General features: G+C 69.2%; 12 protein-coding genes and 1 pseudogene. 5 read left to right on the forward strand and 8 right to left on the reverse strand.

All coding sequences use genetic code 11. The annotated features are described in order from the left end of the window. Positions 1 to 65 precede the first annotated feature (65 nt). The 5 genes and pseudogenes from IW252_RS13795 to IW252_RS05500 form a co-directional block, all read right to left on the reverse strand. Positions 66 to 2,360 (reverse strand): annotated as a pseudogene (locus IW252_RS13795) (GDSL-type esterase/lipase family protein); the annotation flags it as partial. A gap of 322 nt (positions 2,361 to 2,682) precedes the next feature. Continuing rightward, positions 2,683 to 3,591 carry an NAD-dependent epimerase/dehydratase family protein gene (locus tag IW252_RS05485; protein WP_196835639.1) on the reverse strand — a complete coding sequence of 303 codons (909 nt, stop codon included), beginning with the start codon at positions 3,589 to 3,591 and terminating at the stop codon, positions 2,683 to 2,685. Positions 3,592 to 3,594: 3 nt separating this feature from the next. Then, positions 3,595 to 4,950 carry a Gfo/Idh/MocA family protein gene (locus IW252_RS05490; RefSeq protein ID WP_331271454.1) on the reverse strand — a complete coding sequence of 452 codons (1,356 nt, stop codon included), beginning with the start codon at positions 4,948 to 4,950 and terminating at the stop codon, positions 3,595 to 3,597. A 134-nt stretch (positions 4,951 to 5,084) separates the two neighbouring features. Next, positions 5,085 to 6,002, reverse strand: coding sequence for a carbohydrate ABC transporter permease (locus IW252_RS05495; protein WP_408065782.1), 918 nt, complete (start codon positions 6,000 to 6,002; stop codon positions 5,085 to 5,087). 13 nt (positions 6,003 to 6,015) lie between these two features. Beyond that, positions 6,016 to 6,942 carry a carbohydrate ABC transporter permease gene (locus IW252_RS05500; RefSeq protein WP_196835641.1) on the reverse strand — a complete coding sequence of 309 codons (927 nt, stop codon included), beginning with the start codon at positions 6,940 to 6,942 and terminating at the stop codon, positions 6,016 to 6,018. A 269-nt stretch (positions 6,943 to 7,211) separates the two neighbouring features. On the opposite strand from IW252_RS05500, the gene IW252_RS05505 reads away from it, so the two are divergent. Both IW252_RS05505 and IW252_RS05510 read left to right on the forward strand, forming a co-directional pair. Beyond that, on the forward strand, positions 7,212 to 8,429 hold the full coding sequence (locus tag IW252_RS05505; RefSeq protein ID WP_196835642.1) for a mandelate racemase/muconate lactonizing enzyme family protein: 1,218 nt from the start codon (positions 7,212 to 7,214) through the stop codon (positions 8,427 to 8,429). 42 nt (positions 8,430 to 8,471) lie between these two features. After that, positions 8,472 to 9,641, forward strand: coding sequence for a glycerate kinase (locus tag IW252_RS05510; RefSeq protein ID WP_196835643.1), 1,170 nt, complete (start codon positions 8,472 to 8,474; stop codon positions 9,639 to 9,641). Between the two features lie 37 nt (positions 9,642 to 9,678). On the opposite strand, the gene IW252_RS05515 is transcribed toward IW252_RS05510, so the two are convergent. Beyond that, positions 9,679 to 11,004, reverse strand: a complete 1,326-nt coding sequence (locus IW252_RS05515) for an amidohydrolase family protein (protein WP_196835644.1) — start codon at positions 11,002 to 11,004, stop codon at positions 9,679 to 9,681. Between the two features lie 119 nt (positions 11,005 to 11,123). Here IW252_RS05515 and IW252_RS05520 point away from each other — a divergent pair, with 119 nt between their 5' ends. Next, entirely contained in the window at positions 11,124 to 11,495 is a 372-nt protein-coding gene (locus IW252_RS05520) for an RNA-binding S4 domain-containing protein (RefSeq protein WP_196835645.1), read from the forward strand. A gap of 33 nt (positions 11,496 to 11,528) precedes the next feature. Here the strand turns inward: IW252_RS05520 and IW252_RS05525 are convergent, their stop codons facing one another. Then, complete coding sequence (locus IW252_RS05525; RefSeq protein ID WP_196835646.1) at positions 11,529 to 12,032, reverse strand: ferritin; 504 nt, start codon at positions 12,030 to 12,032, stop codon at positions 11,529 to 11,531. A 208-nt stretch (positions 12,033 to 12,240) separates the two neighbouring features. Here IW252_RS05525 and IW252_RS05530 point away from each other — a divergent pair, with 208 nt between their 5' ends. Beyond that, positions 12,241 to 13,845, forward strand: a complete 1,605-nt coding sequence (locus IW252_RS05530; protein WP_331271455.1) for a cation:proton antiporter family protein — start codon at positions 12,241 to 12,243, stop codon at positions 13,843 to 13,845. Between the two features lie 31 nt (positions 13,846 to 13,876). Here IW252_RS05530 and IW252_RS05535 read toward each other — a convergent pair whose 3' ends face one another. Then, the gene (locus tag IW252_RS05535; protein WP_196837129.1) at positions 13,877 to 16,417 is read right to left on the reverse strand and encodes a Tex family protein; all 2,541 of its coding nucleotides are present in this window, start codon (positions 16,415 to 16,417) and stop codon (positions 13,877 to 13,879) included. 66 nt (positions 16,418 to 16,483) lie between these two features. Here IW252_RS05535 and IW252_RS05540 point away from each other — a divergent pair, with 66 nt between their 5' ends. Beyond that, positions 16,484 to 16,831, forward strand: a complete 348-nt coding sequence (locus IW252_RS05540; protein ID WP_196835647.1) for a hypothetical protein — start codon at positions 16,484 to 16,486, stop codon at positions 16,829 to 16,831. Positions 16,832 to 16,866: the final 35 nt, after the last annotated feature.

Below are 16,866 nucleotides of genomic sequence, written 5' to 3' on the forward strand. Positions count from 1 at the left end.
GTCACGTGGCCCTCCAGCTGCAGGTCAAACTTGTGCAACGGCGCCTTCGTGGTGACCTCCACGGTGGCAGAGGCGTCGGACGGGCCCCGTCCGTTCACGGCCACCACGTGCAGTTGGTAGTCAGTTCCCTCCTCAAGCCCCACGACGTGGGCCATCGGCAGGGTGGCGGTGGCCAGCAGCCGGTCCTCCTCGGCTCCGGCTTCCCGGCCGTACACGCGGTACATGTCCGCGCCCTCCACCTCAGTCCACGTCAGCGTCGCGCCGGAGGCGGAGACGTCCGAGGTGACGACGCCGGCCGGTGCGGCCGGCACGTCCGCCGGCGGTTCGACGTCGTGCACCTCGTCCGCCAACGGGATCTCCAATTCGGCCACGTCCTGGGCCACGAGGCGCGCCATTTGAATGGCGCCGTACTCCTGGAAGTGCGTGTCATCCTCCGTGCCGTTGGGGCGGTTTGGGTACACGCCGGCCGGAACCCACAGGAAGACGGACTTGGCTTCCTCGGGGCCGATCTCGTTGAGGTAGGCGCGGCTCGAGGCGGACAGATCAACGAGCGGGGTACCGGTTTCTGCGGCCAGCTCGCTCGCGTGGCGCACATAGTCGGGGAAGGAGACGTTGAACTCGCCCGTCGACTCATCGAAGGAACGGCGTGAGACCGGGGTGACGAGGATCGGCGTGGCGCCGCGCTGCTGGGCCCCCTCGACGAAGGTCCGCAGGTAATTGCGGTAATCGGCGGGAGCGGCGAAGCGGTCGTCGACCCCGTAAGAATTGTCATTGTGGCCGAACTGAACGAACAGGTAGTCACCCGGCCGGATCTGCCGCAGGACCGTGTCGAGGCGGCCCTGGCTGATGAAGTTCTTCGACGAGCGCCCGCCGATCGCGTGATTGTCCACCGCGACGTCGTCCGACACGTAGCGCTGCAGCATCTGCCCCCAACCGGCCTGCGGTGCGTAGTCGTCCGTGTACGTCTGCACGGTGGAATCGCCCGTCACGAACGCCGTCGGCTGCGCCGCGGCCTCGCGGTCCGGGTGGCGCGTCAGCGTCAGCGCGGAGATATTCGCCGCATCTCCGGTGAACTCGAGGTTCAGCTGCCCGTCGACGAGGGCGAGGTCGAACTCCATTTCATGAAATTCGCCCGCGTTCTTCTGTACCGCGGCAACCTTGTCCATCTGCTCGGCGGTGATGGCTAGGTCCGTCGGGCCCTCGGCGTCGCCGGCGATGACGCCGACCGTGTAGTCGCCGTTCGGCAGGTCTGCGACGAACTCGGTGTCCCCAACAGTCACAAAGTCCGCGCGGACCGCGTCGTCGCCGCCGCGGTCCGTGCCGGCGACGGCGGCCGGATCCACGAAGCCGAGGCGAGTGGCGGCGTCGTACTGCGTTTCCGCCGTGACCTGCTGGTACTCGCCGGCGACAGCCCCGGGACCGAAATCGAGGCGAAGGGTCCCGGACGCGGGAAGGGCGGGTGCGTCCCCCGTCAGGAGCGCAACGGCGGACGCGGAGGGACCCGACGTGCCGGACTCAGTCAGCGCGTGCACGCGGTAGTAGTTCACCGCGGCCGTATCCGCATCGGCGTGCGTGGCAAACACTTCCCGGGCTCCGGTCCGGGCCACCTCGGTGTACTCGCCGTTGAGCTCGGTGGAGTGGGTCAGCAGGTACCCGGTGGCCTCCGGCACCTCGTCCCAGCGCATGGTCACCGACCCCTCGGCAACGTGCGCTGTGCGCAAGGACTCGGGGGCCACGCCGGAGCTGGCTGGCGGATCGGTGGGCTCCGGATCGGTGGGGACGGTACCGACGTCGCCCGTGCGGGTGATGGAGATGCCGTTGACGTAGCCGTTGCCGGAGCCGGTGACGTCAATCGTGAGCTGGCCATCGGTGACGGCGGTGCTGAACACCTCGCTGGCTACGGTTTCCGGGTCCGGGCGCACGTGGCCCGCCTCCGCCCCTTCGAGAGCGATGGTGGTGCGGACACTGCTGGTTCCGGCCAGCGGATCGCCAGCAAAGACCTCGACGTCGTATTGCCCGTCCGGCAAGTCCACGGCGAACGTCCACTCGGCGCCGAGGACGAAGTCTCCGCCCAGCGGGTCAGCGTCTGAGGACCGGTCCCGCGAGGCAAGCCCGGGGTTGTCCAGAATGCCAAAGCCGGCCTCGGCCGAGTACGTGTTGGTGTGGTCGATGGCTGTGTAGCCCTCGGCGACGGCGCTGCTGGCGGTGCCGAAGTCGAAGGCGAAGTCCGCAGCGCCGGCCGTGGTGGTACTCAGCCCCAGGGGGCTGGCTAACGCGGGGCCGGCCGCGCCGGCAACCACCGCGGAGGCGGTGACCACGGCGAGGCTGAGCCGCAGGGGTTTGGTGAAACGATTCATCATTGAGTCGCGCTCTTCCTGGGTTGGGGACGGGAAATGGATTGCGCTTTCCAACGATGAACGTAATGTGGATCACATAGACGGTCAAGGGTTTCTTGTATGCAGTCTGAGCATCACCCGTGCAGTAGGTGTGCGTTACCTGCGAGTAACCGCGACGGCGTGCGGCACAAGTACCGGCCAGCCCACTCTCCCGGCGGCGGGGCCGAGCCGCATCCCGCTGACAAGGGGTTTTGCGAACTCGGACCGCGCCGGGCAGGCCGAAAGTGGGCTGGCCGGTACGGCAAGGCGGCCAGCTCGGTGCGTCCAGTTAGTCAGCTCGCAGCGTTTAGCCGGCCAGCTCGGTGCGCCAGCTGCGCTTCGGCTCCCAGCCGAGTACGCGCCGAGCCTTGTCGATGCTGAACGCCGGGGCGGAGCCTGTGAGGCCCTCAGCCAGATGCGCCAGTTCCGGATAGATCTCCGGAATGACCTCGCGCAGCGGACGGCGGGCCATGGCGTCGGCAGCACCAACGAAGAAGACGTCGCCGTTCTCGATCACGTGCATGCGTTCCAGGAGGAGCAGCAGAAAATCCGTGACGTCCCGCGCGTCCACGTAATTGAACAGGGCCGGCGCGGAGAGGGCCGGGTCATCCAGCCGCTCCGTCACCGTGTGGCCCTGCTGGGTGGGGGCGCCCTGCCACTCCTCCGGCGCGATGACGTAGCACGGGCGGAAGGACGCGAACTTCACGCCTCGCTCCCCGTCGCCGGGTCCGTGCTTGGCCGCGAACATCGCCGCCACCTGCTCGGCCACGTGCTTCGAGAGCCCGTAGGCATGCCAGGGCCGCGGCGTGACGTCCTCGTCGAGCGGCAACCGCGGAGGGACCCAACCGGCGGGTGAGCCGTAGCCCATGATGGATGGGCTGGAGGCGACAATCACCTTCCGCGCGCCGGCTTCCACCGCGGCGTCGGTCACGTTGTGCGCAATCGCGGAGTTCGTGGTGAGAATGACGTCTTCCGGGGCGCTGAAGGGCACGGCGATCGCGGCGAGGGAGACCACGGCCTCGGGAGCCCGCTCGGCGAACAGCTGGCGCGTCGCCGCGGCATCCAACAAATCAACCTCGGCATAGTCCGCTCCCGTCACGGGATCCGCGGGGGTTTGCCGGTCCACGCTCACCACGCGATGACCGGCGGCCACAAACCCCTCGACGACGCTGCGGCCCAGCCGCCCGGACCCGCCTGTAATGAGGACGCTCGCCATGGGCTAGCTCCCCTGAGCCGCGTGCGCCGCGTCATCAAGGCCCAGCGGCACATCTGCCACGTGGACCACTTGACCGCGGGCCAGGGATTCATTGCCGCAGATGCCGACGGCGATCGCCTGGATGCCGTCGACGAGCCCGGCGGGGCGCTGGTAGGGGTCTTCGCCCACGCCACGGAAGATGTCCGCCAGCAGGAGCTTGTCGCCACCGCCATGGGCGCCCTCCCCGTTGATGATTTCTAGCTCCCGGGCTTCTTCCCAATGCCGCTGTAGCACCAGCCGCTCCCCCGCGGCGCGCAGGGCATTATCCTGACTGTCCTCCGTGACGGACGGGTCCACGGGCGAGCCGCCCTCGGCGGGCAGCACGGCGGCGCGTTCGACGACGTCGAGCTCCAGCCGCCCCTCGGTGCCGTTGACGGCCACGCGATACCCCTCCCACGGGCTGTGCGCATTGAGGGAATAGTTCAGGACCGGCCCGCGCGCGTAGTCCACGGTCAAGGAAAGGTTGTCCTCGATGGTGATGCCGGGGGCGAACACGTCCTGGTCGCGCCGGTAGCCGTCGTGGTCCTCGTTCTTCAGGTAGAGAGATTCGAGCCGCTCATCGGTGCGCAGGTCCAAGGCGAAGGGGTCCGCGGCGCTGTCCTCGCGCGTGCCGCGTTCGTGCACGGCCACGCCGCGCTTTTCCGCGTTCTCGGCGCCGTAGAACTTCAAACCACCCGAGGCATAGACGCGCCGGGGGACGTCAGCGAGCCACCAGTTGACGAGGTCGAAGTGGTGGGAGGACTTGTGCACCAGCAGGCCGCCGGAGTTCTCCTTGATGCGGTGCCAGCGGCGGAAGTAGTCCGCGCCGTGCACGGTATCTAGGACCCACGAGAAGTCGATCGAGGTCACCTCGCCGATGAGTCCGTCCGCAATGGCGGCCTTGAGCGCGGTGTTGCGCGGCGAGTACCGGTAGTTAAAGGTGACGATCACCTGCCGGCCGGTGGCCGCCACGGTCTGCGCGATGCGGGCGGAGGCGGCCGCGTTGACGGTGAGGGGCTTCTCCACCACGACGTCGGCGCCGGCCTCGAGCGCCTCGCACACCAGGTCGGCGTGCGTGAAGTCCGGGCTGGTAATGATGACGCGGTCGATCTTCTCCGTCTGAATGAAGTCCGTCAGCGCCTGGGGGTCGAAGGCCTCCACCTGCGCGCCGAACGTTTGCTCGATCACGTCCTGGTAGTAGGCAGCCCGGCCGGGATTGGAGTCGGCTAGGGCCACCAGCTCGGCGACGTCGGCGTGATCGCCGAGGATCGCGTTGATGTACATTTCGCACCGGTTGCCGGTGCCGATGATGACGTAGCGGGTGCGCGGGGATTCGCTCACGGGACGTGACTCCTGAAGTGATGGATGCTGCTCGAGGCCCGCCGGGGCGGGCGTTCTGACCTGAGGACGACGACGGCGCGCGCCGCGTGTGTGCGGCGCACCCCGCCGTCGTCCTCGTTTGATGCGTGTTGCGTTTACTTGATGCCGGTGGTCGCGATGCCCTTGACCAGGAACTTCTGGCCGATCAGGAACGCGATGAACACGGGCAGCAGGGTGACGATCGACATGGCGAACAGGGCACCCCAGTTGGATTCGCCGGTGGCGTCGATGAACGCGCGCAGGGCGACCGGGACCGTGTACATCTCCGGGTCCGTCAGGTAGATCAGCGAGGTGAAGAAGTCGCTCCACGTCCAGATGAACGTGAAGATCGCCGTCGTCGCCAGGGCCGGGACCATAAGCGGCAGGATGACCTGCAGGAAGATGCGGGCGTGGCCGGCGCCATCGATGCGGGCGGCCTCATCCATGTCCTTCGGGATGCCGCGAATGAACTGCACCATGAGGAAGATGAAGAACGCGTCCGTGGCCAGGAGCTTCGGCACGATGATCGGCAGGAACGTGTTCACCCAGCCGACCTGAGAGAACATGATGTACTGCGGCACGATGATCACGTGGATCGGCAGCATGATGGTCATCAGCATGAGGCCGAACATGATCTTCTTGAACTTGAAGTCCAGCCGGGCGAACGCATAGGCGGCCATCGAGCAGGAGATCAGATTGCCGAGGATACAGCCGAGGACCACCACGGCCGAGTTCATCAGGAAGTGACTGAACGGGTGGGACAGGGCGTTCCAACCCTCGGAGTAGTTGGACCATTCGAAGGTGGTCAAGAACAGGCCCGGCTCGCGGAAGATCACGTCCGTGGGCCGCAGCGAGCTGACCAGCATCCACAGCAACGGGTAGATCATGATCAGCGCGGCCGCCACCAGAATGACGTGCTTGATCACGGAGCGGGCGATGGCCCGCGGACCCGGCTTATACGTGTTGGCGGGAGCCGGCTTCTTGGGAGCCGCGTGGCGCTTCTCCGGCTTTTGCTCGGTGGGCTGCGCCGTCATGGTGGTTGCTGAATCAGTCATCGTAGAACACCCAATACTTGGAGGCAATGAAGTTGATGGCCGTGAAGGCGCCAACAATGAGCACCAGCAGCCAGGCCATCGCTGACGCGTAGCCCATGTCGAAGTTCTTGAAACCCTGCTGGTAGAGGTACAGCGTGAAGAACATCGTCGAGTCCGCCGGACCACCCGTGCCGTTAGAGACGATGAACGCCTGCGTGAAGTTCTGGAAGGCTCCGATGATCTGCAGCACGAGGTTGAAGAAGATGATCGGGCTCAGCAGCGGCAGCGTGATGGAGAAGAACTGGCGGACCTTGGTGGCGCCGTCGATCGACGCGGCCTCGTAGTACATGTGCGGGATCTGGCGCAGGCCGGCAAGGAAGATCACCATCGGCGAGCCGAACGTCCAGATGTGCAGCAGGATCAGCGTGCTCAGCGCCGTGTCCGGGTTGGAGATCCAGCCCATGCCCTCGATGCCGAACATCGCCAACACCTGGTTCACGAGGCCGGTGGTGCCGAAGAGCTGCTTCCACAGCACGGCGATGGCCACGGAGGAACCGAGCATGGACGGCAGGTAGAACACCGAGCGGTAGAACGCCAGGCCGCGCATGCCCCGGTCGAGGATCAGCGCGATGAACAGCGCGACGATCAGCTGCAGCGGAACGCCGACCAGCACGTACGTCATGGTGACGACCAGCGAGTTGTGCAGGCGGTCATCGGAGAACATCCGCACGATGTTGTCGAACCCGATCCACTCGGGGGCCTGCAGCAGGTTGTAGTCCGTGAAGGAGAGGTACAGGGACATCGCCATCGGACCGATGGTGATGGCGAAGAGCCCGATGGTCCACGGCAGCAGGAACAGGTGGCCGGCCTTGTTGTCCTTATACGGACGCTTGCCGCCCTTCACCTTTGAAAGGTTCTGGAATTCAGCGGCGACGCTCATGGCTTCGCCCCCTTCATCGTGCCAGCGGTGCATCGCCGGCGGGTTGTGTGGAACAGCATGGCTGGCTCCTCGTCTCGGGCCCGAGCGGTGCGTCATCGCTACACCATCGGGAATGCGCTTTCCAACTTGTCTCTACTCAAGGTAGGCTAATTTCACCTGTGAGGTCAACCACACCACCTGGTGATGCGCACCTCGCTGAGAAGGAATGGATTGAAACGTATCACAATGCGGGTGTGGCCGGGAGGCGTGCATCACATTCGGAGGGCTTCATGGCTATCACTGCAACTCAGAGCACGGTTACGAGGATCGAGCTCACCCTCATCTCCCTCCCGTTCGACGCCGGCCGACGCGATACCGCGGCGGACGCAAACGAGTCAATTGATACCTACAACGCATCATCAAGAACCTTTACGGAGATGCAATCCCTCCTCGTCTCCGTCCACACCAGCGACGGCCTCACCGGCTGGGGCGAGGCCTTCGGCCACAAAACCAACCCCGCCACCTGGGCGGCGCTGCAGGACGTCGTCGCCCCCTTCTTCGTGGGCCGTGCCGCCGATCCGGTGGCCGTCCGGCACGACGCGGAGTACGCCTTTCACGCCTTCGGCCGCACCGGCCCCGTGCACTACGCGCTCTCCGCGATCGATACCGCGCTCTGGGACCTCGCCGCCCAGCGCGCCGGCCAGCCCCTGCGGCACCTGCTCGCCGAGCACCTCGGCACGGGCGGTCCGGATCACCCGGTGCGCGAGGCCATCAGCTCCTACGCATCGCTGGTCCACTACGGGGAAGACCCCGTCGAGGTCGACTTCCACGTTCGCCGCGCGGCCGCTGCAGGCTTCGCGGCCTTTAAGCTGCATGAATCCACGCGCGAGGCCATCGCCGCCGCCCGTCAGGCCGCTGGCGGCCACCCGCTCATGGTGGACGTCAACTGCCACTGGGACCTAGAGGGCGCCCACCGGGCGGCGGACGCGTTCACGGACCTGGACCTGCACTGGCTCGAGGAGCCCATTTTCCCGCCCGACGACGCCGGCGCCCTGGCCGCGCTCAACGCCCGGCACGGCTACGTGGCGGCCGGCGAGAACGCCTCCGGGGCGCAGGGGCTGATCGATCAGATGGCCGCCGGGGCCGTCGCCGTGGCCCAGCCGAGCGTGGGAAAGATCGGCGGCATCACGGACATGCTGGAGGTCTATGCGGCGGGCGCTCGCCTCGGCGTGGCCGTGGTGCCGCACAACTTCTACTACGGGCCCGCGCTCGTCGCCACGGCGCAGCTGATCGCCGCCGCGCCGCGCCAACGGGCGGCCGACGGCACCGCCCACCCCGAGCTGGAGGTCCCCTTCCTCTCGTGGCCGCGCCGGCTCCACCCGCTGCACGCCGCGCACCACGACGCGGCCAGCGCCGACGTCGTCCTGCCCGAGGCCCCGGGCCTCGGGTTTGCCCCGGACCCGGAGGTGCTCGCCGCGGCCACCCTCCGCACCGCCACCGTGGCCTAGCCGCCCGGCCCACCGCACTCCCCCACCCCAGAGGTTGACGTGATGAAGCTGAAGAAAATCGTGTGTGTCCCGGACTCCTTCAAGGGTTCCGCCTCGGCGCAACAGGTCGCGGCCGCGTTGGCCGCCGGCGCCGCTCAGGTAGCGCCGGCGGCCGAGATCCTCCAGATCCCCTTTGCCGACGGCGGCGAGGGCACGCTGGACGCGCTGCTGGCCGCGTGGGGCCAGGAAGCCAGCACCGTCGAGACCGTCGACGCGCTCCGCCGACCGCGCACCGCCCGGTACGGCCTGTCCGCCGATGGCCGGACGGCCATCATCGAGGCGGCCGAGGGCAACGGCCTGCCGACCGTCTCCGACGTCCCCCTGCGCCCGCTCGACGCCGACACCCATGGCGTCGGGCTCATCGCCCGCCGCGCGCTGGAGGCGGGCGCCACGGAAATCCTGCTGTGCATCGGCGGTTCCGCCACCACGGACGGCGGGCTCGGCCTTCTGGCGGCCCTCGGCGCGCGCATTGAGTACGAGGACGCGCCGCACGAGGATGCGGCGGGGTTCGGCGGCCGCCGCCTCGGCACCGTGCGGGGCATCGACCTGACGGACCTCCTGCCGGCCGCCCGCCGCGCGCGCTGGCGGATCGCCGTGGACGTGGACAACCCCCTGACCGGCGAGCGCGGAGCCGCCGCCGTGTTTGGCCCGCAAAAGGGTGCCACCGAGCCGGAGGTGGCGCTGCTGGACGCCGGGCTGGCGCATCTGGCCGGCGTTATCGCGGACCACCCCGAGCGGCACGCGGCGGCGCCCTCCACTGAGGAGGCCCTCCGCGGGGCCGCCGGGTTCGGAGCCGCGGGCGGGATCCCCGTCAGCCTGGTGGGCCTGCTCGGTGCCGACACCGTTCCGGGCGCCCAGCTGGTCGCCGAGGCGGTGGGGCTCGACGCCGCGCTGGCCGGCGCCGACCTGGTGCTCACGGGCGAGGGGGCGCTCGATGCGCAGTCGCTCGGCGGCAAGGTGGTGGACGCGGTCCGCACCCGCGCACCGCAGGGCGCCGCCGTCGTCGTCGTTGCCGGCACGGTGAAGCTCACCGCGGCGGAGGTCCGCGCCGCGGGCCTGACGGCCGCGTTCTCCATCGCTCCCGGGGCGGCCCCGCTGGCCGAACTGCTCGAGCGCGCCCCAGCCCTCATTGAGGACACGGCCGCGCAGGCCTGCGCCCTCGCCGCCCGCTAGCGGCTGTGGGCCCCGCCGCTGGGGCCCACACCGCCGGTTAGGCCGCCTCGCGCACCAGCACGCCCTGGGCAACGACCGCCGAGACCGCCTCGAGGGCCGCGGCATCGGCCAACGGGTCCCGGTCCAGGAGCACGACGTCGGCCTGGGCCCCACGCACGAGCCGCCCGACGCTCCGCTCCACTCCCAGCAGCCGTGCGGGCGCCGTCGTCACCGAGCGCAGGGCCTGCAGCGGGCTGAGCCCCGCCTCGGCCAGCCAGCGGGCCTCCGTGCCGATCGGGGTGACGTCCGTGCCGAAGGAATCGGTTCCGGCCACCACGGTGACGCCGGCCTCCGCCGCGGCGCGGATCGCCTCCTGCAGCACCGGGGTGTATTCGCGACCGCGTTCGGCGAGCACCGGATCGGTGGAGTCGGCCATCGAGGCGATGCCGGACAGGGTCGGCGTGAAGGCGGTTCCGCGCTTGGCCATCTCAGCCAGCGTGGCCTCGCTGACAAAGACGCCGTGCTCAATGCTGCGCACGCCAGCGCGCACGGCGCCGTCGATGCCCTCGGCGCTGTAGGCGTGGCAGAGGACGCCGGCCTTCTTGGACGCGGCGACGATCGCGGAGATCTGCTCCTGCCCGTAGACCAGTTCCAGCGGGTCCTGTTCCGCCAGTCCGGCCCGCGGGTTGGCCCGAGTCTTGATGACCGTGGCCCCGCGCTTGACGTTGTTCCGGGTCAGGTAGGCCAGGTCCGAGGCCTCGCGCACGCCGTCGGACAACGCGGCCAGCGGGGCCAGCGCGGGGTCCGCCAACACCGAGTCGCCCAGTTCCGGGGAGACGAAGAGACCGGCCGCGTGCATCCGCGGGGAGAGCCCGGGCGCCCACCGCGGGAGGGCCGCCAGCGCCACGTCCTGATAGAAGCTCGAGGAGCCGCTGCGCACCGTGGTGGCGCCGTGGGACAGGATCAGCCGGGCATCCTCCAGAGCGTTGGCGTGCACGTGTGCGTCCACGAGCCCCGGCAGGACAAACCGGCCGGTGGCGTCCACCACGGTGGCGCGGTCAGCAACGGAGGCCACGGCCCGGCGGGTGGACTGGCGGTCCCCGGCCGCGGCCACGCGCCCGTCCACCAGCACGACGACGGCGTCTTCGACCGCGTCCCCGGTGTCCGGGTCCACCAACGTGCCGCCCTCAATGATCATCGGAGCCGGGGACTGCGGCTGGCCCTTGTAATGCGCCGATTCGGGCGCGCGCGAGCGCGAGTCAGCGGCGGCGGCCGAGGCGGGCAGGAGTCCGATCCCGGCGAGCGCCGCGGCTCCGGCGATCACACTGCGGCGGGCCAGCGCGGCGTCGGGGGCGGGCAGGGCGTCGTGATCATGGGTGCACATAGGGGTGTCCTTGTTCTCGGGGCAGTGAAGTGTCCCGTCAACGTAGCACCGATCACACCATTTTGGTATCCCATATTTCGTGGCTCGTCATGTGCCGCGCACCACTAGAATGGTGCGCCATGAGCGAGCAGGTTCGAATCGACGCATGGCTGTGGGCCGTGCGCCTCTACAAGACGCGGTCGGCCGCCACCGCGGCCTGCCGGGCTGGCCACATCCGGCGCAACGGTGACCCGGTCAAGGCCTCCCAACCCGTGGTCCCCGGGGACACGATCCGGGTCCGCCAGCACGGGTTTGACCGCATTCTCGAGGTCACCCGCACCCTCGCCAAGCGAGTCGGGGCGCCCGTGGCCCACACCTGCTACATCGATCACACGCCCGCCCGGCCACGGGAGGTGGTCCCGCAGGTGCCGGTACGGGATCGCGGCACGGGCCGGCCCACAAAAAAGGACCGCCGCGAGATGGAGAAGCTCAAGAAGAACTTCAACCTCTAGCGCGGCGGCCCTCAGCGGTTCGGTCTGGGCGACCTACTGATCCGCTCCGTCACGCGAGCCGAGCTCGGCGTCGAGGCGGAGCAGGCCGTTGCCGTCCTCGCCGATCAGCTTGACGCGGCCGATGATCTCCCCCACGCTCGCTTCCTCTTCCAGCTGCTCGTCGATGAACCAGTGCAGCAGCGGCACCGAGTCGATGTCCCCCACCTCGTGCGCCAAGCGGTAGAGGCCGCGGATGGATTCGGAGACCTTTTCCTCGTGCGCCAGCGATGCCTCGAAGGCTTCGAGGACCGTGTTCGCGGTGACCTTCGGCGCGGCGATGTCGCCGATCTGCGCCTGCGCCGAGCGATCGGACATATGGGCGATGAACTTCTCGGCGTGGACGATCTCCTCGTCCGACTGCGCGCGGAACCAGCCGGCAATGCCGGGCAGGTCCTTGGCGTCCATGGCAATCGCCAGCTGCCGGTACACCACAGAGGCCTCCAGCTCCAGCGTCACCTGTTCGTTGAATGCGGTTTCAAGCTTTCCTGTCAGTTCCATGGTCCTAAAGTAGACCCGTTGTTTTACCTTGTCACCGCAGTTTGGCCTCACTGACCCACGGTGGCCCCAAATGTTCATGGAGACGTTTCCTTTTCCTTTTATGGCAGGCTCACCAAAGCTCGAACGGCCCACCGCATAGAGTGGGGCACAGACCACGTCGTCCCCCGCGGGGCGCGCGCGGCGCTCCTGGGACGGAACTGAAGGATCGGTGACACTCGTGCAAGACATCGCCGTCACGCTGCTCACGGCCGCCGGTTTGGGCTGGCTGGCCATGCTGTGCCGCGTTCCCCCGCTCGTGGGCTTCCTCGGGGCCGGGTTCCTCCTCGGTGGCCTCGGCGTTCAACCGTTTGACGGGCTGCAGTCACTGGCGGACATCGGCGTGACCCTGCTGTTGTTCACCATCGGCCTGAAGTTCAATATCCGCTCCCTGCTGCGGCCGGAGGCCTACGGCACGGCCACCGTGCATATGGCCCTGACCACGCTGCTCGGCATGGGGGTCGTCGGCCTGCTGGGGGTGCTCGGTTTCGTCGTCTTGGGAGACGATTGGCAGTCGCTCGCGCTCATCGGCTTCGCGCTCTCCTTCTCGTCCACGGTGCTGGCCGTTAAGGTCCTCGAGGAGCGCTCGGACGACGGCTCGTTCTACGGACAAACGGCGATCGCCATCTTGGTGGTCCAGGACATCGCCGCCGTCGTCTTCATCACGGCATCCAATGGCACCATGCCCAGCCCGTGGGCCGTGGCGCTGTTCCTGCTCCTGCCCGCCATGTGGCTGCTGCGCAAGGTGCTGGACCGGGTAGGACACGGCGAACTCCTCGTCCTCTTCGGGGTGGCCATGGCCCTCGGACCGGGTTACTTCCTCTTCGATGCCGTCGGCATCAAGGGCGACTTGGGCGCGCTGGCCATCGGCATGCTGTTCGCCTCCCATCCGCGGTCCACGGAACTGGCCAAATCCCTCTTCAGCGTCAAGGAGCTCTTCCTCGTGGGCTTCTTCCTGACCATCGGACTGGGCGATACGCCGACGTGGGGCGATGTGGCTCTGGCCGTGGTGTTGTGCACCGCGATCCTGCCGTTCAAGGTGATCGGCTTCCTCCTCTTGGGTCGCCTGTTCGGACTACGCAACCGCACCGCCGCCCGCAAGGCACTGGTGCTCAGCAACTTCTCCGAGTTCTCCATCATCGTGGCCGCCGTCGGCGTCTCGGCCGGCCTGATGACCGAAGACCTGCTGACCCTCATCGCCGTCGCGGTGGCCCTGAGCATGGTCGGGTCCTCACTGCTGAATGACCGGGCCCACCACCTGCCCAGCAAGATCGCCGCGCGGCTCAAGGAACAAAACGTCGCGCGGCTCCGCCCGGAGGACCGCCCGATCGATACGTCGGACGCCGACGTCGTCATCCTCGGTATGGGCCGGGTTGGACGCAGTGCGTACGAGAGAATTCACCACGATTCCCGGCTCCGCGTGCTGGGCATCGACAACGATCACGCGGTGGTGCAGCGCCTGCGCGAACGCGGCTTCAAGGTCATGGAAGGCGACGCGACGGACCTCGAGTTCTGGCATCGGCTGTGCTCGGGCGGGTTCGTCCAAACGGTCCTGCTCGCCATGCCGATCCATGACTCCAATACGTTCGCCCTCGACCAGCTCCGCGAGGCCGGATTTACGGGACGGATCACGGCCATGGCCCAGCATCAGGATCAGGTGGAGCACCTCAAGGCCGAGGGCGTGGAGCGCGTCTTCAACCTCTACGAGGGCGCGGGGCTAGCCCTCGCCGACCTCGCCCTCGCACCGGCCAAGCCGCCGCGGCCGCCCCGCGACTGAGCCGTTCGCCGGGCGAGCCCCTGGCGACGCTCTAGCCGAGGCCCGCCTGGCGGAGGGCTTCGGCCATCGCGGTGTCCGCGCCCGAGCTCTGCTTGGTGTTCTGCTGACCGCCGCGGCGCTGCCCGCCCTGCGAGCCACGACCCTTCTGGCCGCCGCCCTGCTGACCACCACGCCCACGGCCACCACGCTGGCCACCGCGGCCCCGCCCGCCACCGGAGGCGCCGGCGTCCTTCTGGTGCCCCTGGGCTGGGGCTGCGTCGCCGGGCAACGGATCGTCGAGGCGCAGGGAGAGTGCAATTCGCTTGCGGGACGTGTCCACCTCGAGGACCTTGACCTTGACCACCTGGCCGGAGGTCACCACCTCCCGCGGATCGGACACAAAGCGCTCGCTCATCGCGGAAACGTGGACCAACCCGTCCTGGTGGACGCCGAGGTCCACGAATGCGCCGAACGCCGCCACGTTGGAGACCGTGCCCTCGAGGATCATGCCGGGCGTGAGGTCGTTGATGGTTTCGACGCCGTCGGCGAGCGCGGCCGTGACGAACTCGCCGCGCGGGTCCCGGCCGGGGCGGGTCAGCTCCGCCATGACGTCGCGGACGGTGGGCAGGCCGAACGTGTCGTCGACGAACTGCGCCGGGTCGAGGCGGGCGACGGCGGCGGCACCCGGGCCGACGTCGTTCCGGGTGAGGCCGGCCGCGGCGAGGATGCGCTCGGCGAGGCCGTAAGCCTCCGGGTGCACGGCGGAGGCGTCCAGCGGATGGGAGCCCGTCACACGGAGGAACCCGGCGCATTGTTCGAACGCCTTGTCGCCGAGGCGCGGCACCTTCTTCAGTGCGGCCCGGGAGCGGAACGCCCCGTTGGCGTCGCGGTGGGCCACGATGTTCTTGCCGAGGGTCGGGCCGACGCCGGCCACGCGGGAGAGCAACGCGGGTGAGGCCGTGTTGACGTCCACGCCGACGGCGTTCACCGCGTCTTCGACGACGGCGTCGAGCGCGCGGTCCAGCTTCGTGGCCGTCAGGTCGTGCTGGTACTGGCCAACGCCGATCGACTTCGGCTCGATCTTCACCAGCTCCGCCAGCGGGTCCTGCAGCCGGCGGGCGATGGACACGGCACCGCGCAGCGAGACGTCGAGGTCCGGCAGCTCGGCCGCAGCCAGCGCGGACGCCGAGTACACGGAGGCCCCGGCCTCGGAGGTGATGACCTTGGCCGGCTTCGGCCCGCCGTCGGTCGCCGCCGCGTAGGCCGGGTTGGTGGCCAGGCGCGCCAGCAGGTCCGCGGCCAGCCGGTCCGTCTCCCGGCTGGCGGTGCCGTTGCCGATGGCGATCAGCGTGGTGCCGTGCTTGGCGGCGAGCTCCTCCAAGGTGGCCAGCGAGCTCTCCCACGCGCTGGAGGACTTGCCGGCGGCGTGCGGGTAGATGGTGGCGGTGTCCACCACGCGGCCGGTCCCGTTGACGACGGCGACCTTCACGCCCGTGCGCAGGCCCGGGTCCAGCCCCAGCACGGCACGGTTCCCGGCCGGCGCGGCCAGCAGCACGTCCCGCAGGTTCGCGGCGAAGACGCCGATCGCCTGCTCCTCCGCCGCATCGAACAGGCGCGAACGCACGTCCGTCTCGAGGCGCGTGAGCAGGCGGGACTTCCAGGCGAGCCGCACGGTCCGCCGCTGCCAGTCCGCCGCCGGCGAACCGGCGGGCGCGTTCGCCCCGATGGCGTGCGCGACAGCGGCTTCATACCCCGCCCGCGCCTCTGCGAGCGCGTCCTTGTCCCCCGGGTCCGCCTCGCCGAGCGTCAGCGTCAGCGCACCCTCCCGCTCGCCGCGCAGCAAGGCCAGCACGCGGTGGCCGGGCAGCTTGGCCACGGGCTCGGCGAAGTCGGCGTAGTCGGCAAACTTCGCCGCCGCCTCGCCGGATGCCGCGGCCGCGGAGCGGATGACACCGCCGCGCCACAGCCGCTCGCGAAGCGCGCCCACCAGCTCGACGTCTTGGCCGGCGCGCTCGATCACGATCGCCCGCGCGCCCGTCAGGGCGTCGTCCGCCGTGGGGACCGCCGTGTCCCCTTCCACGTCCGCGCGGACGTACGCTTCCGCCGTCGTGAGCGGGTCCACTGTGGGGTCGGCGAGCAGCGCGTCGGCGAGCGGTTCCAGCCCGGCTTCGCGGGCGATCTGCGCGCGGGTGCGCCGCTTGGTCTTGTAGGGCGCGTAGAGGTCCTCGAGCTCGGTTTTGGTGGTGGCCGCGGCGAGCGCTGCGCCGAGCTGATCGGTGAGCTTGCCCTGTTCGCTGATGGAGGCCGTCACGGTGGCGCGGCGGTCCTCCAGTTCCCGCAGATAATGCAACCGTTCCTCGAGTGTACGCAGCTGGGTGTCATCCAGCGTTCCGGTGACTTCCTTGCGGTAGCGGGCGACGAACGGGACGGTGGAGCCGCCATCCAGCAGCTCGATCGCGGCGCTGACCTGCCAGGGTTTGACGCCCAGCTCGGCGGCGATGAGGCGCGCCAGGCGGTCCGTCAGCTCGGCAGGGCTGGACGCGGTCTGCGGTGTGGCGGCGTGCTGGTCGGTCGGTGCGGGGCTGGAATTCATCACCGAACCATCTTGCCCTACTCGCCGGCATCCGGCCGGCACAGCAACCCCCAGTATCCTTGAGATATGCGCCGATTGACTGCCCTGGCCCTCACCGCTGCCGCCGCCCTCAGCCTGACCGCGTGCGCGCAGGTGCAGCAGGCCGCCGAAGACGCCGCGAATTCCGCCGCCTCCACGCTCACCGACGCCGCCAAGCGGGAGGCCCTCACCCGCGCCTGCGCTCCCATCACGGACGGAACGCTGAACGCGGACGACGTCGCCGTCCTGACGTCCCTGTTGGAGCCCGCCGAGGCCGCGGGGGTCCCGGCGGACCTGCTGTCCCCGCTGCGCGAGCTGGCCGACGCCGGCGATGCGGCCCCGCAGGCCGCGATTGACCGTGCCGCCGAGGCCTGCGAGACCGCGCTGGCCGAGTAGCGGACCAGCAGCCGGTGCGCCGCACCCCAGCCGGA

Origin of the sequence: Zhihengliuella flava, assembly GCF_015751895.1 — a bacterium.
Lineage (GTDB): Bacteria > Actinomycetota > Actinomycetes > Actinomycetales > Micrococcaceae > Zhihengliuella > Zhihengliuella flava.

What these genes read in the sequence shown, in the direction of transcription:
- IW252_RS05485 (WP_196835639.1), bottom strand. Translation starts at nt 3,591, where the DNA reads ATGGCGAGCGTCCTCATTACAGGCGGGTCCGGGCGGCTGGGCCGCAGC.
- IW252_RS05495 (WP_408065782.1), bottom strand. Translation starts at nt 6,002, where the DNA reads ATGACGGCGCAGCCCACCGAGCAAAAGCCGGAGAAGCGCCACGCGGCT.
- IW252_RS05500 (WP_196835641.1), bottom strand. Translation starts at nt 6,942, where the DNA reads ATGAGCGTCGCCGCTGAATTCCAGAACCTTTCAAAGGTGAAGGGCGGC.
- IW252_RS05505 (WP_196835642.1), top strand. Translation starts at nt 7,212, where the DNA reads ATGGCTATCACTGCAACTCAGAGCACGGTTACGAGGATCGAGCTCACC.
- IW252_RS05510 (WP_196835643.1), top strand. Translation starts at nt 8,472, where the DNA reads ATGAAGCTGAAGAAAATCGTGTGTGTCCCGGACTCCTTCAAGGGTTCC.
- IW252_RS05515 (WP_196835644.1), bottom strand. Translation starts at nt 11,004, where the DNA reads ATGTGCACCCATGATCACGACGCCCTGCCCGCCCCCGACGCCGCGCTG.
- IW252_RS05520 (WP_196835645.1), top strand. Translation starts at nt 11,124, where the DNA reads ATGAGCGAGCAGGTTCGAATCGACGCATGGCTGTGGGCCGTGCGCCTC.
- IW252_RS05525 (WP_196835646.1), bottom strand. Translation starts at nt 12,032, where the DNA reads ATGGAACTGACAGGAAAGCTTGAAACCGCATTCAACGAACAGGTGACG.
- IW252_RS05535 (WP_196837129.1), bottom strand. Translation starts at nt 16,417, where the DNA reads ATGAATTCCAGCCCCGCACCGACCGACCAGCACGCCGCCACACCGCAG.
- IW252_RS05540 (WP_196835647.1), top strand. Translation starts at nt 16,484, where the DNA reads ATGCGCCGATTGACTGCCCTGGCCCTCACCGCTGCCGCCGCCCTCAGC.